Genomic DNA, 14,486 nt, shown 5'->3' with positions numbered 1-14,486 from the left:
AACAATTTAGGGGCAGTTCAAAGAAGGCATGCAGTTTTTTTATTCAATGGAATAATGATACTTTTTTTCACATACCTATATAACCAATAGCTCAAATATAATAATAATTAATTTTTAGAATAGAACAGATTCGTTCACTATAATGAATTTTTTTGCCGAAACAAACAACAGGTATAAATGGGGGTTTTTTTGAAACTTTTTTACTAGTGACTATAGTTTCATATTAATTGTTAAACGGGAGGGGAATTTTTCGTTGACTATATAGGATATAGGTGCTAATATGTTCTTAGTTAAGAACGTTTAGATGAATATAAAGAACAAATTGAATTTAAATTTTTTTAAATATTCGTTCTTTTTAAAGAACGAATGTGTGGGATGGAACATATAAATAGGAAAAATTACGAAGGTTGGTGGATTGCTTGTCATTAGTTTTAGAAGAAGAAAGAGGGAGTATATCTTTTTTTAATATGCCTGGCATTAAAAAAAGCTATATGAAGCCAAGAATTGTTGCATTAATTCCCGCACATAATGAAGAAAATTCTATTCGTGATTGTTTAGCAGGCTTGAATGACCAATTGCTTCCTAAAGGGGTAGAGTTGGATGTATATGTGATTGCAGATAATTGTACAGATCGTACAGAAGAAAAAGCAATCACAGCCGGAGAAGAATTTAATTTAAATTTAAAGGTCATCATTACAGAAAATAATAAACTCCGAAAAGTGGGGGCCTTAAACGCTGGCTGGAAATTACTTTATGGAGATTTGCTAGATATATATAATAAACAGCTTACAGAACATGAAGAATTGTACAAACAGAGCATCAAAGCTGTATTAGGGATGGATGCAGACAGCAGGCTGGCACCTAATTGTTTAACTTATTTATGGGAAGGTTTGATGAGTGCCCGCAATATTGGCGGGGTCATGGCAAAATATACAATGCGTATGCCGAAAAAGAAAAGCCTTCTTTCTAAACATGATGTTTATTATGAAGAAAAATTAGCGAGCGGGGAGTATGGTGGTCCAGTTGCTCGCTGGTGGACACATCAGCAGAAGCAGGATATGGCAAGTTGGCTTTTAGATCTTCAGTATCATGGAGGCAGCACCTATGTATTAGGAGGGCAAGCCACATTATTTAGACCAGAAGCGCTTCAAGAAGTATTGAATCATAATAAATTGGATGGACCATGGCAAAATGACAGCGATGTAGAAGATATGCTGTTAACATGGCAGCTGCAGAAATCTGGCTGGAAAACACTTATTAGTCCAAAAGGCAGATGTTTTGTTGATGCAATGCGCTCTTATCATACCTTCCGTGAGCAGCGCAATAAATGGAATTCTGGTACAGTTGACTTGCTGACAAATAAAGATTTAAGTGTTCAAACGAGACATAAAGGGAAAATATGGCGAAATCAAATGAAGCTTTTATCTGATTTGGTGATACGTGCTATGTTTATTGTTTTATTATCTGTTGCACTTGCCACCGATCAGTTTTATTGGTCGTGGGTATGGATTATACCAATCGCACTTGCGTCTGTATTAAATGTCATATTGGCTTTAAAAACACCGATGAATCGACTGATTGATGTTATTTTAGCTGGCTTGCTTATAAGTCCAGAACTGTATTTATGGGTGAATTTAATGACATTCAGTCAAGTGTGGCTTGGAAAACTATCCGCAAACAAAAAAGATGGATGGGCTAACCAATATGCAGCAGAATCTGGTAAAACAAGCAGCAAACTATTGCAAGGAATTATTTTAACCATTGTAGCAATAGCAGCTGGATGTTATTTATGTTTTGCATATCAAGATTTTCTAACAAGCAGTAGAGTACAAGAAGCAATTAGCCCCTATCTAATGACAGGTTGGATAGCACTAACCTATTTAACGATTATCAAATCATTGATGATGATCTATCAGATTTGGACATTACGTGGAAGGCATACGGCATAATTATTCGAAGAGCTAACTTCAATTAGTAGATATAGAATATACAACTTCATATCTTATTGTCTTTAGGCTGTTCCAAAATGTAAATAAAGGGATAGTCTTTTTTTTAGTTGCTGTTTAGATAAAATAATTTGTTTTTTTTCTCTAATAAAGGGAACAGTACACTATATTCAAGTGGAAAAAACAGGGGGGCTAATTATTTATGTGGCACGCAGCAATGTGGGGAGGGATATCTGGATCTGCTGTATTATTAGGCGCATTAGCAGCGGTTTTTCTTCCAATAAAAAAAAGATTGATTGGTTTTATCATGGCATTTGGTACAGGCGTTTTAATTGGAGCTTCTACTTATGAATTATTAGAAGATTCGGTGGAAAGCGGAGGATTATTTGCTACGGCAGCCGGTTTTTTAGCTGGAGCTTCTATATTTTCAATTTTAGATATCCTTATTTCAAAAAAAGGCGCAAAAAATCGAAAAAGATCGTCAGGGGACCATTCAAAAACTTCATCTGGATTAGCTATTTTCATTGGTACCGTAATGGATGCTATTCCAGAATCGATCATTATTGGAGCAAGTCTAATTGGTCAGCAAACAGTCAGCATGCTCCTTGTTATTGCTATTTTTATCAGCAATATTCCTGAAGGGTTATCAAGTACAGCCGGTTTATTAAACAGCAATTATTCAAAAAAGAAAATATTCATTTTATGGTTTTCCGTACTAGTCATTTCTGCTGTCTGTTCTTTTTTAGGATATACCCTTTTAGACAATGCCACAGAGGAATTGATGGCGGGTATTGCAGCATTTGCGGCTGGAGGCATTATTGCAATGGTCGGATCTACCATGATGCCAGAAGCCTTTGAAGAAGGAGGTGCCATTACGGGTCTAATTGCTGCATTAGGTTTGCTTACTTCTTTAATATTAGATTCTTTATAACAAAAATAAATGTTATTGATTTTAAAAGATCAATAGCATTTATTTTTGTTTTGCTTTTATAAAAGGACTATTTTTAATGAATACATACTATATGTATAATTTGGTCTTTTAAATGTTCTTTTTTAAGAATTATTACGTTTTATGATGAATAAAAAGGAGGCTGGAGATGGATAATAAACCAATTTTTTATGACGGAACAGTAAACATAGGGAACGGGTCAGAGGAACAACTAGAAGGTGCAAAACAAATTGAATGGACAGATGAAGCAAGAAAAAAATATTGGCATTAATCCATTATTCAATGGAAAAATAATAGATAAAGTTTTGAGTAATATAGCAATAATGGTTAGTCTCTCACAATAAAGTGGAGAGACTAAAACCATTCGCTGAAAATTTTTTGGTTTTTAACTAAAATTTGTTTATTTCCTATTAATGTTAGCAAATCCATGTCAGCGAACTTGCTTAGCTTACGGCTGATTGTTTCTCTTGTTAATCCCACATAGTTTGAAATCTCTTCTCGTGTAATCGGCAGATCAATTAACACTCCCTTTTCTGTTATGGTTCCGAATTTTGCGCAAAACTCATCCAATAAATGAGCAATTCGGACCTCGGGATCTTTTGTAGCCAATATTTTTGCTAAATCTTCTGTATGAGAAAGCCTGTCCATAATCGTTTTTAAAATTTTAATAGAGATTTCAGGATTTGCTATCATCATCTCATCAAAATCTTTTTTTAAAAGTAGACAAATTTTGGTATCTTCCATTGCGTAGGCGCTGAAATTATTGCCTTCTGTGTTAGCAAATAAGTTTCTCTCTCCAAAGAAATCGCCGTTTGTTAATAAGTGCAGAATTTGTTCCTTTCCATGAACAGTCAGCTTTATAAGCTTTACTTTTCCACTATGAATAATATATAAAGAATCAGCATATTCTCCCTCAGCTACTAATAATTGTCCTTTTTTAAAGTATAGATGCTGTACTTTTTTTGTTATTTTTTCTATTTCTTTATTGGATAGAGAATAAAAAATGGGAACTCTTTTTGCGCAATAATCCATAATCATATTCACCTCGCTAATATGCTCATATTTTCACAATCAATAATATGTCTAACTAAAAAAATTATAACATAAAAATAAAAAATGTGATTTGAATCCTATTTTCTATTTTCTTCCCTAGTTATACTAATGATATTCTAAAAAAAGGGAGCTGCTTTTATGACTGCTATTTTTACTGAATCAATGAAAACAGGTGATATTGTCACAAAATTTCCAGGAGCTAGCAAGCTTTTTAAACAATATAAGATAGATTTCTGCTGTGGAGGAAATCGTCCAATCGGTGAAGTGCTGCAAGAGAAACAATTAGATACAAAGGAAATTTTAGATAGTATTAATACTATGTATCAAGTATATAATCAAGAAGATGAAATAGATTGGACAACTAGTTCCTTAAAAAATCTTATGGATCATATTAATGAAAAATATCATCAATCAACAAGAGAAATGTTAGATGAATTAAGTGCATTTGTAACGAAAGTATACCGGGTGCATGGCCAAAGAGATTCCCATTTAAAAGCAGTATATGATAATTTTTTCTTATTAAAAAAAGACTTGGAACAGCATTTGCAAGATGAAGAAATATCTATATTCCCTTATATTGCAGCCTACGAGCAAACATTAGCAGATGAGGATTTGAAAAAGGCTAAAGCGGAGATTGATCATTTAGAATCAGAACATGAGGAGGCTGGAGAATATTTAAAAAATATTCGATCAGCCACAAATGACTTTGAGATTCCAGAAGGTGCATGCAATACTTATCGCTTAACCTACTTAAAATTAGAAGAGCTAGAATCAATGACCTTTGATCATATTCATTTGGAAAATAATATTTTATTTAAAAGAATATAATTAGACAGGAATGAAGCAGCATTGGTTTCTTTTGAAACTGATGCTGCTTTATTTTGGAGAAGGAAATGAGTGAATATTATTTAAGTAGGCTTCACTGTTTTTAAAACAGATGAAATAAGCAAAAATAAGAGGCAGAAGGCTAGATTTAAAGGGGATTTTATCGCATGTGAAGTTTCCTAACATTTAATTGTAGAATTTTCGGAATTTTCATTGACATATCTCTACAATTCTATTATCCTATCAATATAACGTTATATAACATCATTGAAAAATAAAGTATAATCCATAAAGAAAGCGAGGGAATGAGAAAAGAGATTATTTAATATATAAGAAGAGGTTTATGGTTTTATACAAAGGACTTAATAGTAAAAAATAATGAATTGGCTATCGTAATTTTATTTAAAAAATGTATAAGTATTTAGAAAGAAATATATTTTTACATTAAATAATTCGAAAATTCCTTTTTTTTAGAATATTTTATAACGATTTATAACGTCTTATCAATATCTAATATGAAAAATGGAGGGATAAAAGCATGAAAAGAAAACTTCTTAAAACAATATCAGCAGTTTTATTAGTAAGTATGATGAGTTTTGTATTAGCAGGCTGCGGTTCTTCAACAAAGAGCAGTACTTCAGCAAGTGGGTTGGAAGGCCTTAAAGAAAAAGGGAAAATTGTTGTTGGAACAATGGCTGCAACTCCACCATATGAATATCATTCTATTAAAGATGGCGAAGACAAGATTGTTGGTTCCGATATTAAGTTATTAGAAGAAGTAGCAAAAGACTTAGGTGTGGAATACGAAATTAAAGATATGGATTTTGATGGATTGCTTGTTGCCCTTCAAAGCGGAAAGATTGACATGATTATTTCAGCAATGAGTCCTACAGAGGAAAGAGAAAAAAATGCCGATTTTACTGATGTGTACTATAAGGGCAGAAACGTCATGATGGTGAGAAAAGCAGATCTTAATAAATATAAAACAGCAGATAGTCTAGCAGGCAAAAAAATAGCAGCAATTAAAACATCTGTTCAGCAATCTATTCTTGAATCAGAGCTTCCAAATGCAGAATTAAAATTATTAGGAAAATCAACAGAACTATCGTTAGATTTAGCAAATAAAAAAGTAGATGCTGTTCTAGTGGACATTCCAACGGCTACCTTGCTTGCAAAAGGCAATCCTTCTATTGTTGCTAGTGAAATTTATTATGAAGATCCATCAGCAGGTGCTGCTATTGCGATGCCAAATGGAACAGATAAAGAAATAATGGATACAATCAACAGCACCATTGAAAGAATAAAACCAGATTATGAACAATGGCTGAAAGACGCAATGGATGGAGTAGAGTTGGAAGATTAAACGAACTATTTTTCACCATTCCTTTTATGATGCAAATTCATCATACACCTGGCTTTGCATCATAGAAGTTAAGGTGTGTCATCCAAAAATACCTTAATGAAATGGGGGAAAAAGTTGAACTTTTCATTCTTAGGAGATTATTATCAATTCTTTTTAACAGGTGCTTATATCACCATTATTCTTGCTGTGATTGCGGTTATATTAGGAAGCATTTTTGGTGTAGCACTAACCTTTCTAAGAAGATCATCCATCTATATTATTCGATTAATCGGTGATATATATGTGGAATTTATAAGAGGAACACCACTTCTTGCACAAATCTACATTATATATATCGGAGTCCCTCTTCTATTTGCGGGATACGATATTCCAGATTTGGCAGTTGGAGCAATCGCGTTATCTTTAAATGCGGCTGCATATATTTCTGAAACGATTCGTTCTGGCATTGAAGCAGTAAGTAGAGGACAAATGGAGGCTGCAAGAAGTTTAGGCATGAATCAAAGGCAAGCAATGTTTGACATTATATTGCCCCAAGCTTTTAAGAATATCTTACCTGCATTAGGCAATCAGTTTATAGGAAGTATTAAAGATTCATCTATTGTCTCTATTATAGGTATCGCAGAATTAATGTATAAAACGACGATTGTAAGAGGAAATACGGCACTGGGATTGGAACCAATTTTGGTTGCTTCACTTGGATATTTAGTCATGACATTTACATTATCTAGAATTCTAGGAGTTGTAGAACGGAGGTTAAAGACAAGTGATAGACGTTAAAGATTTACATAAAACCTATGGAAAGGCTGAAGTTTTAAAAGGAATCGATGTTAGTATCCAAAAAGGAGAAGTCGTAGTAGTCATTGGTCCATCTGGTTCTGGTAAAAGTACATTTTTGCGATGCTTAAACTTGCTGGAAACTCCGACAAGCGGGGATATCTGCCTCGATAGTCAAAATATTACTGGAAAAAATATCAATATTGATAAAGTCCGAGAAAAGATGGGCATGGTTTTTCAGCAATTTAATCTTTTTCCACATAAGACGGTGTGCCAGAATATATGCCATGCACCGATTAGAGTAAAGGGAATGAAGCAGCAAAAAGCAAAAGAATTAGCCATTGAACTCCTTAAGAAAGTAGGATTGTTGGAAAAAATAGATGTGTATCCATTTTCTTTATCTGGCGGACAGCAGCAACGGATTGCGATTGCAAGAGCTTTAGCAATGAAACCTGAAGTGATGCTGTTTGATGAACCTACTTCTGCTCTTGATCCAGAAATGGTAGGGGAAGTTTTAGCTGTTATGAAGGATCTTGCAAGAGAAGGAATGACAATGGTAGTTGTTACACATGAAATGGGTTTTGCAAAAGAAGTTGGGGATCGCATTCTATTTATTGATCAAGGGAAAATTTTGGAAGAGAATAATCCAAAAGAATTTTTTGAACATCCGAAACATCCTAGAACAATTGATTTTCTATCAAAAGTGCTATAAGTGAGGTTTTTATTATGATAAAGGTAATTGGATTAGGAGATAATGTTGTCGACAAATATGAACATATTAACACGATGTATCCTGGTGGAAATGCTTTGAACTTTGCTGTTTATGCAAAAAGATTAGGAACAGAAGCAGCATTCTTGGGTGCTTTTGGAACAGATAATGAAGCGAGGCATGTTCAAGGTAGCATAAAAGAAATTGGATTAGACATCAGTCATAGCAAGCAATATGAGGGAGAAAATGGCTGTGCACGAGTAACATTAGAGAATGGCGATCGTGTTTTCTTAGGAAGCAATAGATGTGGCGTTTTGCGAGAACATGGTTTGAATTTAACGCAAGAGGATCTTAACTATATAAAAGGGTTCGATCTGCTGCACACTGGTTTATATGGTTTTAGTGAAGAGGAACTGTCAAAAATTAAAGCGCTGGGCGTGCCAATTGGTTTTGATTTTTCATCTGATTTTACACAAGAGCAGATAAATCAAATTGCTGCAAAAATCGATTATGCCTACTTTTCTTGTAGTCATTTAAAAACAGATGACATGTTGAATTTAATGGTAAAGGTTATAAATTTAGGGTGCAAACTGGTGCTCTGTACAATGGGGGAACAAGGCGCTCTACTATATGATGGATCCACATTTTATCTGCAAGAGCCGAAACTGGTTAAAGCGATAGATACAATGGGAGCTGGAGATTCTTTTATCACTTGCTTTATGGTGAACTATTTAAGGGGACTAGAAACTGGCAAGGCAGGCAAACAGACGATTATAAAAGAAAGTCTTGAGAAAGCTGCCGAATTTTCTTCTCAACAATGTTTAGTAGATGGTTCATTTGGTTTTGGAAAAATATATTCCTAATTTTAAAGAATGCTAATAAAGGTGGTTAGTGAATTGGCTTTAATTAATAGGGAACAAGTGGCTGGAATGAATATCCATTATATGCGGTATTCTCTAGAATATTTTTTAGACGCACAAGCAAAAGCCGGAATAAAGTCAATCGAGTTTTGGACAGGGATTCCTCATTATTATTTAGATCCAACAACCTATTCTGACTGCAAAGTTTTAAAGAAAAAAATCAATGAGCGAGACTTAGAACTCGTAGTTTTTACACCAGAAAATTGTATGTATCAATATCAGTTTGCTGCTGCAAAACCGGAAATCTTTGAAAAAAGTTTTCAATATTTTTCAAATGGCATCAAAGCATGCGCAGAACTAGGAAGTCCGATTATGCAATGCAACTCAGGTTGGGGGTATTTGGATGAGGACCGGGAAGAGGCTTGGAAAAGATCTCGTGAAATGCTCTCTAAATTAGCAGAGATAGCAAAGCAGGAAGGAATTACCTTAGCATTAGAAAGCCTGCGTCCAGAAGAGTCCAATTTAGTTACAACCGTAAGTGATGCAAAAAGAATGATGGATGAAATCAATCATGCAAATCTAAAAATTCTAGTGGACACAACCGCGATGGGAGTAGCTGGCGAAACATTGCAAGATTGGTTCGACGTGTTTCATAGTGATATCATTCATACCCATTTTGTTGATGGAAACCCTTATGGTCATTTGATTTGGGGAGACGGCCATCATAATTTAGAAGAATTTTTAACCGTACTGAAGGAAAATGGCTACAAAGGATATTTAGGACAAGAAATAACTGATTCCCGTTATTTTGAAAATCCAGCTGAACATGATAAACGCAATATGAAAGCATTTATTCCGTTTATGAATGATTGAGAGAAAAAGTAGATCGTTTATTTGATCTAATCTGTTAGATAAAAAGATTTTATGAGTCGTTTGACATTGGATATAAATGATAGATTCTTATCGTTTAAATATATAACCTATTTTGGAGGAATGAACAAATGGAATTAAAACAAATTATCTCATCAATTAAAGACAAACAGCCAAACATTAAAAGTGTATTTTTTGTAGGATGCGGTGCTTCAAAAGCAGAATTATACCCAGCTAAATATTTTTTAGAAGGCCATGCAAATGACCTGCGAGTAAGTTTATATACATCGAATGAATTTAACTTTGCTACACCAATTTCAGTAAATGAAACGAGTATTGTTATAACTTGTTCATTAGGCGGGGCAACACCGGAGTCTGTTACAGCAACTGCTAAAGCAAAAGAATTAGGAGCCCACGTTATTGCTGTAACACATGTAGAAGGTTCAGCACTTACAAATGATGCAGACTATGTAGTTTTTCATGGATTTGAAGCAAACTATGCTGCGAAAATGGAGAAAATGACAAAGGTTTTAGGATTGGCTGTAGAGATCTTAAATCAATTTGAAGGCTACGAGCATTATGATAAAATGCAAGATGGATTCAGCAAAATCTATGATTTAATAGAAAAAGCAGTTTCTTCTGTTGGACCAGTAGCAAAAGCATTTGCAGAATCTTATAAAGATGATGAAGTAATTTATGTAATGAGCAGTGGCGCTACACACGAAGTTGCCTATTCATTCTCTATTTGCTTATTAATGGAAATGCAGTGGATCAATTCAGGGACGTTCCATGATGGAGAATTCTTCCATGGTCCATTCGAAGTAGTGGATAAAGATGTTCCATTCCTATTATTAATGAACGATGGAAGAACAAGAGAAATGGATTCAAGAGCATTAGATTTCTTAAATCGTTTTGATGCAAAAACAACAGTAGTAGATGCGAAAGACTATGGTTTAGGTTCCGCTATTGCAAGCGAAGTAGTAGACTACTTTAACCCAATGTTAATTTCAGGAGTATTGCGTGTGTATGCAGAACAGTTGGCAATCGTTCGTAACCATCCATTAACAAAAAGAAGATATATGTGGAAATTAGAATACTAAAAGTAAATGCTTGATAGACTATAATTAATAAAAAAAATTCATCAACACTATCCTATATAGTAGAATTCATTTAAACATAAAAAGGCTGGCATGTGGAAAAATGCCAGCTTTTTTATGTTTATCCTTTATTAACGGACAATAAAAGCCCCGCCGATTTTTAGAGTAGATAAAAAATAGAAAGGAGTTGCAGTAGCTTAAAACTCATTGATGAGAATGAAATGGGCTTGTAATGGTTAGACTTACTTGGCTTGTATGATAATAAATTAACGAATAGTAGATAGCGACTTTTTCATCATTATAGGCAATTTTTTCAATTTCAAAAAGTGGATCACTAACAGTACATTTTAGCAATTCAGCTTCTTCCGCACTAGCAAACGTCACATTTACCACTTTGTCTCCGTATGCAGGAATAACATCGTAATGTTCTTTTAAAATACGATGCATGGAGATATTTTTGTTTTGCTTAAGCTGCTTCTCTAAATTAGGAAAAAGATCCAAAGAATATGTGGTGATTTCAAGGGATAAAGTTTGTTTTTCCATATACTGCATTCTTTTTAATTCTAATACATTGCATCCAAGTGGAATATTTAACTTTTCGGAAATATTTCTAGAAGCTGCTTTTATTTGATAGGATAGTATTTTGTTATGTGGTGTATTGTCAGAGGATACCGTATTTTCCGAGAAACCAGACACAGATACAAGTTCTCTTTGCAGCTTTGGCCGTTTTACATAGGTACCTTTTCCTTGTTGTCTAATAAGAGAACCCTCTTCTACTAAATCCAGCACTGCCTTTCGAACAGTGATGCGGCTCACTTTATATTGTTCACATAACTCAGTTTCAGTAGGAAGCTTTTCTCCTGGCAAATAAGTGCCTCGATTAATTTCTTCTGTAATCGCTTGTTTAAGCTGTAAGTATAAAGGAATAGAACTATCGCTATTAAGCAAGGAATTATCTCCCCTTTACGAAGTATTGTTATCGATATTATAGCAGATATCCTTTTATTATAGTATGAATAGAAGAGGTTTGCCTTCTATCTATATGAATAATTGTTTTAGTGTTTATTTGAAAAAGCTAATGGATAACTCCATAATAAAGACAAAATGTAAGTGCTTTATCGTATTATCCGTATAAAAGAATATGCTATTCTTAAGATGCATATATACATAGAAAGGAAGGATGTTACATGAAATTAGGCTGGATTGGACTTGGAAATATGGGGATACCTATTGTTTTAAATTTGCTTAAAGCAGGATATGAAGTAAACGTGTATAATCGAACTGCAGAAAAAGGAAAAGAGTTGGTCGAAAAAGGAGCAACACAGGGGAAAAATCTACAAGAGATAGTGGAATCTAGTGATGTTGTATTTACAATGGTTTCCGATGATGCTGCGGTAAAAAGCTTATATCTTGAAAATAACCTGTTTGGATTGGCCAAAGAGGGACAAGTTTTTATTGATATGAGCACAGTTTCCCCTCATACGTCTAGAGAATTATTTGCTGAGGCAAAAAAGTTTAATGCAGCATTTATAGATGCGCCAGTTTCTGGAAGTGTACAGCCGGCAAAAGATGGCACTTTGATTGTGTTAGCAGGTGGGGAAGAAAGTGCGTACCAACAGGTAAAAAAATTATTTGAACCGATGAGTAAAATGTCTATATATTTAGGTGAATCTAGTTCAGGAAGTAATGCCAAACTAGCCATCAATTTATTATTAGGCATCACAGTGCAAGGAATTGCTGAGTCAGTGCTATTTGCGGAAAAACAAGGCATTAAAAAAGAAGATATGCTGACAATTATATCGGAGAGTGCAGTTGGAACGGCGATATCTAAAATGAAAACACCAAGTATCCTGCATAATGAATATCCTGCTGCATTTGCACTAAAGCATATGGCAAAAGATTTGCGTCTTGCAAATGAAACAGATGAGTTATTGCCAATTGGCGCATCTGCTTATGAGACTTTTCAGCAGGCGCTTGCCAATAACCTTGGAGATTTAGACGTTATGGCAGTCATAAAACAATTAGCAAACAAATAAGCAGCAAGGGGCAACCCTTCCTGCTTATTTGTTTGCATTTACTGGTGTGCATCAAGGTTTATTGCTGCAATTTTAGAAGTGATTGTTGCGGTTTATTTTTGGTTTGCTGCTTTTTTTGTTAAGATTGCTGCATTTTTCCACTAAATAGCTATTATTCGACAAAATCCGACTTTTTTATAGTCGATTATGCAAGCTGCTGTGCAGCAAATTCTCGGTACAAGCTATGTGTTCGAATTAATTCATGGTGTTTCCCAATACCAGTTATTTCGCCTTTTTCAATAAAAATAATTTTATCTGCATCTACAATAGTTGAAAGACGGTGGGCAATGACAAATGTTGTTCTGCCTTCCATTAAACGAGCTAAAGCTTGTTGGACAATTCCTTCTGATTGACTATCCAAACTTGCCGTTGCTTCATCCATCATTAAAACCCTGGGATTTCTTAAAAAAGCACGTGCAATTGCAATTCGTTGTCTTTGGCCACCGGAAAGTTTAACACCTCGTTCGCCAACTTCTGTATCCAATCCATTAGCAAAAGAACGAATAAAGTCATCTGCATAAGCCATTTTAGCAACTTCCCATAAGCGATCATCTGAGATAGTATCTTTATTTCCTAATCCATAGCATAAATTCTCTCGAATAGTACCTGCCATCATCGCACTTTCTTGTGAGACATAGCCAATTTGACTGCGCCATGATGAAAGGGATAATTGATGAATAGAGGCATCTCCAATAAGAATTTCACCACTAGTTGGTTCGTAAAATCGTTCTAATAATCCAAACATCGTGGTTTTTCCGCCGCCACTTGGCCCCGCAAATGCGATCATTTCTCCAGGATGTGCTGCAAAAGAAATATTTTGCAGAATAGGCTCATTTTCTTCATAGGCAAAAGAAATATTTTTTACATAAATGGATTCATTCGTAATGCTTAATTCTAATCCTTCTTGTCCTTCTTCTAATGGAAGTTCCAAAATGCCAATCATTCGTTCTGTTGCTCCTTTGGCTTTTTGCAATTGGGTGAAAAACATAGCAAAAGATGTAATAGGGAAGATAATCTGAAATAAATAAAGCAAAAATGCAATAAGCGTTCCTGTAGACATTTCGCCATTTGCTACACGGATGCCTCCATAACCAATAATCATTACAATTACAAGCATGACAACAAAATACATAATTGGGGCAATCATGGCGAAGATTTTGGCTTCTTTTAGTCCAAACCCCAATAATTTATGTATGCCGTTAATTCCTTTTTGTTCTTCGAATGTTTCAGCATTCGATGCTTTCATTAAGCGAATTTCTGACAGAGTTTGCTGAATATCACCAGTAAAGTTTGCCGTTTCATCCTGCAAGCCGCGAGATATGGCCCCCATCTTTTTTCCTAATGGTATCATGATGGCCATCGTAATAGGAACGGAAATAAGCATTAGGAGCGTCATTTTCCAATCCATTATGAATAAAATGATAATTGCGCCAATGATTGAAATCAGTCCTGACACAAACTGGGGGAAGTGCTGGGAAACTAAATCTTTCACAATGCCTGTATCATTGACGATACGACTGACAGACTCTCCACTCTGCTGTTTATCAAAATAAGAGACAGGAAGACGAATAAGCTTTATCCACATTTTTTCACGGAGACGAGCCACTATAGTTTGTCCTGCAGCAGCAAGCAAATAAGTGGAAACACCGCTAATAACGGCTTGAGCAATAAAAACAGCTCCAATGGTTATTATAAAGGGAATACTTAATGATGAGACAGAAAATCCATCCACTAATTTTCTTGTAAGGAGTGGGATGGCAAGTCCAGCTAATGTAGTAATAACGCTGGCGATTAAGCCTATTGTTAGAGCTAGTTTTGGAATATTTGTCGACAATAGCAGAGAAAAAAATGGCTTTAAGCCAGGTTGTTGTTTTTCCATATATTTAACTCTCCTTTCTAAATAAGCAATTACTTTTAGTATATTTCTTTTTTTGTGTATCGACAAAAAATAGAACGATATTTCTG

Annotated in this window: 14 protein-coding genes; 11 read left to right on the top strand and 3 right to left on the bottom strand. The window is 34.7% G+C overall.

Annotated elements, in window-relative coordinates; translation table 11 throughout:
* Positions 1-467: 467 nt before the first annotated feature.
* The 3 genes from CWS01_RS19730 to CWS01_RS23240 all read left to right on the top strand — a co-directional run bounded on the left by CWS01_RS19730 (position 468) and on the right by CWS01_RS23240 (position 3,166).
* Positions 468-1,949, top strand: coding sequence for a glycosyltransferase family 2 protein (locus CWS01_RS19730; protein ID WP_101178921.1), 1,482 nt, complete (start codon positions 468-470; stop codon positions 1,947-1,949).
* Positions 1,950-2,148: 199 nt separating this feature from the next.
* The gene (locus CWS01_RS19725) at positions 2,149-2,877 is read left to right on the top strand and encodes a ZIP family metal transporter (protein ID WP_101178917.1); all 729 of its coding nucleotides are present in this window, start codon (positions 2,149-2,151) and stop codon (positions 2,875-2,877) included.
* Positions 2,878-3,043: 166 nt separating this feature from the next.
* The gene (locus CWS01_RS23240; protein WP_268877088.1) at positions 3,044-3,166 is read left to right on the top strand and encodes a hypothetical protein; all 123 of its coding nucleotides are present in this window, start codon (positions 3,044-3,046) and stop codon (positions 3,164-3,166) included.
* An 83-nt stretch (positions 3,167-3,249) separates the two neighbouring features.
* Here CWS01_RS23240 and CWS01_RS19720 read toward each other — a convergent pair whose 3' ends face one another.
* Positions 3,250-3,927, bottom strand: coding sequence for a Crp/Fnr family transcriptional regulator (locus tag CWS01_RS19720; protein WP_235852129.1), 678 nt, complete (start codon positions 3,925-3,927; stop codon positions 3,250-3,252).
* A gap of 159 nt (positions 3,928-4,086) precedes the next feature.
* Here CWS01_RS19720 and ric point away from each other — a divergent pair, with 159 nt between their 5' ends.
* The 7 genes from ric (at position 4,087) to CWS01_RS19685 (ending at position 10,449) form a co-directional block, all read left to right on the top strand.
* Positions 4,087-4,776 carry an iron-sulfur cluster repair di-iron protein gene (gene ric, locus CWS01_RS19715; protein ID WP_101178915.1) on the top strand — a complete coding sequence of 230 codons (690 nt, stop codon included), beginning with the start codon at positions 4,087-4,089 and terminating at the stop codon, positions 4,774-4,776.
* Positions 4,777-5,311: 535 nt separating this feature from the next.
* Positions 5,312-6,136: a transporter substrate-binding domain-containing protein gene (locus tag CWS01_RS19710; protein ID WP_101178914.1), complete on the top strand. Its 825-nt coding sequence runs from the start codon at positions 5,312-5,314 to the stop codon at positions 6,134-6,136.
* 114 nt (positions 6,137-6,250) lie between these two features.
* Positions 6,251-6,913, top strand: coding sequence for an amino acid ABC transporter permease (locus CWS01_RS19705; RefSeq protein WP_101178913.1), 663 nt, complete (start codon positions 6,251-6,253; stop codon positions 6,911-6,913).
* The gene (locus tag CWS01_RS19700) at positions 6,900-7,622 is read left to right on the top strand and encodes an amino acid ABC transporter ATP-binding protein (RefSeq protein WP_101178912.1); all 723 of its coding nucleotides are present in this window, start codon (positions 6,900-6,902) and stop codon (positions 7,620-7,622) included. The genes CWS01_RS19705 and CWS01_RS19700 overlap by 14 nt, the downstream gene beginning before the upstream one ends.
* 14 nt (positions 7,623-7,636) lie before the next feature.
* Positions 7,637-8,482, top strand: a complete 846-nt coding sequence (locus tag CWS01_RS19695; RefSeq protein WP_101178911.1) for a fructoselysine 6-kinase — start codon at positions 7,637-7,639, stop codon at positions 8,480-8,482.
* A 33-nt stretch (positions 8,483-8,515) separates the two neighbouring features.
* On the top strand, positions 8,516-9,352 hold the full coding sequence (locus tag CWS01_RS19690; RefSeq protein ID WP_101178910.1) for a sugar phosphate isomerase/epimerase family protein: 837 nt from the start codon (positions 8,516-8,518) through the stop codon (positions 9,350-9,352).
* A gap of 128 nt (positions 9,353-9,480) precedes the next feature.
* On the top strand, positions 9,481-10,449 hold the full coding sequence (locus tag CWS01_RS19685; RefSeq protein ID WP_101178909.1) for an SIS domain-containing protein: 969 nt from the start codon (positions 9,481-9,483) through the stop codon (positions 10,447-10,449).
* Positions 10,450-10,650: 201 nt separating this feature from the next.
* Here the strand turns inward: CWS01_RS19685 and CWS01_RS19680 are convergent, their stop codons facing one another.
* Positions 10,651-11,394 carry a GntR family transcriptional regulator gene (locus CWS01_RS19680; protein WP_101178908.1) on the bottom strand — a complete coding sequence of 248 codons (744 nt, stop codon included), beginning with the start codon at positions 11,392-11,394 and terminating at the stop codon, positions 10,651-10,653.
* Between the two features lie 239 nt (positions 11,395-11,633).
* Here CWS01_RS19680 and CWS01_RS19675 point away from each other — a divergent pair, with 239 nt between their 5' ends.
* The gene (locus CWS01_RS19675) at positions 11,634-12,482 is read left to right on the top strand and encodes an NAD(P)-dependent oxidoreductase (protein WP_101178907.1); all 849 of its coding nucleotides are present in this window, start codon (positions 11,634-11,636) and stop codon (positions 12,480-12,482) included.
* Between the two features lie 184 nt (positions 12,483-12,666).
* Here the strand turns inward: CWS01_RS19675 and CWS01_RS19670 are convergent, their stop codons facing one another.
* Positions 12,667-14,400 (bottom strand): ABC transporter ATP-binding protein, encoded by a 1,734-nt coding sequence (locus CWS01_RS19670; protein ID WP_101178906.1) that lies wholly within the window; start codon positions 14,398-14,400, stop codon positions 12,667-12,669.
* Between the last annotated feature and the right edge of the window lie 86 nt (positions 14,401-14,486).

The organism is Niallia nealsonii (assembly GCF_002835805.1).
Lineage (GTDB): Bacteria > Bacillota > Bacilli > Bacillales > Cytobacillaceae > Niallia > Niallia nealsonii.
Note: the sequence above shows the minus strand (reverse complement) of the source record. Positions and strands in the feature narration are given on the sequence as shown.